The sequence below is a fragment of the Actinomycetes bacterium genome, assembly GCA_036000965.1.
Lineage (GTDB): Bacteria > Actinomycetota > CALGFH01 > CALGFH01 > CALGFH01 > DASYUT01.
The window spans coordinates 1-1,896 of record DASYUT010000002.1; the positions used below are offsets into that span (position 1 = coordinate 1).

The following is a 1,896-nucleotide window of genomic DNA, read 5'->3' on the forward strand; positions in this document are numbered from 1 at the left end:
GGCAGGTGTTCCTGCGCCGCTTCGGTCCTGAGCACACCTTCCGGATGCTCAAGCAGACGCTGGGCTGGACCGCACCGAAGCTCCGCGATGCCCAGGCCGCCGACCGGTGGACCTGGCTGCTCACCGCCGCGCATCCCCAGCTCCGCCTCGCCCGGCCGCTCGCCAACGATCTGCGCCGGCCATGGCAGCGACCCGCCCCGCCCGGTCGGCTCACCCCGGCCCGCGTCCGGCGAGGGTTCCGGAACATCCGCGCGAAGACCACGTGCCCAGCCGGTGCACCAAAACCCGGCAAGCCCGGCCCTGGACGGCCACCCCGGTTCCACCAACCGCCGTCCCGCACCCCGTCACCACGTCGGGAAAACGATCAAACGCGAGACCACACTCGCCGCCCGATTCGGGCAGGCAGCTTAAACGGCAAGCTCAGGGAAATGCCCTAAAGGCTCATGAACCGTGAAGTGCTGAACCGACTCGAAGTCGGCGCAGAGTGAAGCACAGATTTGGCAATGGCAGCAAACCCCGTAGGGTGCGGAAACTCCGACATGGCCTCTGAGCTGCCGGTTCGCTCACCGTGACGCGGTAATGTGACACCTCCGCTGAGATCTCGGAGGCCACTTGGGTGCTGTCGAAGCTCGCCTCCCTGACGCTCTGCCGCTCCACCCAGCTGCTCGTCCTGCCCGCCCGCGGCGATGCGGCCAAGGACCTCGAACTCCTCGTCCTCCGCCACCAGCGCACCGTGCTCCGCCGCCAGGTTCCACGGCCGAGGCTCGAGCCCGCCGACCGCGCCCTGCTCGCCGCCGTCAGCCGCGCGCTCCCCCGAGCCCGCTGGTCCTGCTTCCTCGTGAAGCCCGAGACGTTGCTGCGCTGGCACCGCCGGCTGGTCGCCGGCGCGTGGACCTCCCCGCACCGCCACACCGGCCGACCACCGCTCGACCACGACGTCCAGCAGCTGATCATCCGCCTGGCCAGGGAGAACCCGCGCTGGGGCTGGCTGCTGGGCTGCCAAAGCTCGGTGTACCTGCTGGCGGAAGCTGCGGGACGGGCAGCAGGCCGGCGTCCAAGGCGTCCGAGCGCCTCAGCGCATACAGAACGAACGGCCCGCGGTCGTGGACGATGTCAATTGAGAACGCCGCCTCGCTGCGCAGTCCGGTCAGGGTTGTCGCCGGCGGCGACCAGCAACGCACCAGCGCTGTCGGGACCGACGCCAAACCGGGCGACCAGCGGGCCGGCCACCTTGGTGGTCAGCCGGTCCAGCTCGCGGCTGAGGGTGCTGATCTCCGCGCTGAGCGCCTGGTAACGCTGGGCGAGGATGCACGCGGCCAGCTTGGCGGCGGCGGCCGGGTTGGTCAGCTCGCCGGGTTCCAGCGCGGCCGCGGCGCGCACCAGCGCCGCAGTCGGCAGGCCGCGCAGCTGCTCGCGCAGGTCGGCCGGGGCGGTCACCAACAGCGCTTTGAGCGCGTTGACCGCCTGCGTGCGGGCCTTCATCGCGGTCGATCGGGCCACGCGCAGCGCGCGGATCATCTCCACAGAGCCGGTGCCGGCCTTGGGCGTGGTCGTGGCGTCACCGGCCTGGACCGCCCGGGCGGCGGCTTCGGCGTCGACCGAGTCGGATTTGCCGCGGTGGCGCCGCGCGGTCCGGTCGGGCCGGTTGACCTCGACCACGACCTGCTCGTGGGCGTGCAAGCACCGGGCCAGGGCGGCGCCATAGCAGCCGGTGCCTTCCACACCCCACGCTTCGACCTGGCCGAAGGTGCGTGCCCAGTCCAGCAGCTGCCGGTAGCCGGCCGGGGTCGTCGGGATGCTGGTGGTCGCCAGCCGGCGGCCGAGCTCATCTTTGACGTGGGCGACGTGGACGTCGAGGTGGGTGTCGACCCCCGCGGTGACCCGCAGGGACGCTGG

At 71.7% G+C, this 1,896-nt stretch carries 2 protein-coding genes; one reads left to right on the forward strand and one right to left on the reverse strand.

Features of this window, described 5'->3' with window-relative positions:
• Positions 1 to 437, forward strand: a 437-nt coding sequence (locus tag VG276_00055) for a transposase (GenBank protein HEV8647820.1), incomplete at its 5' end; no start/stop codon positions are given.
• A 676-nt stretch (positions 438 to 1,113) separates the two neighbouring features.
• Here VG276_00055 and VG276_00060 read toward each other — a convergent pair.
• The coding region (locus VG276_00060; protein HEV8647821.1) for a transposase at positions 1,114 to 1,896 on the reverse strand (783 nt) is incomplete at its 5' end.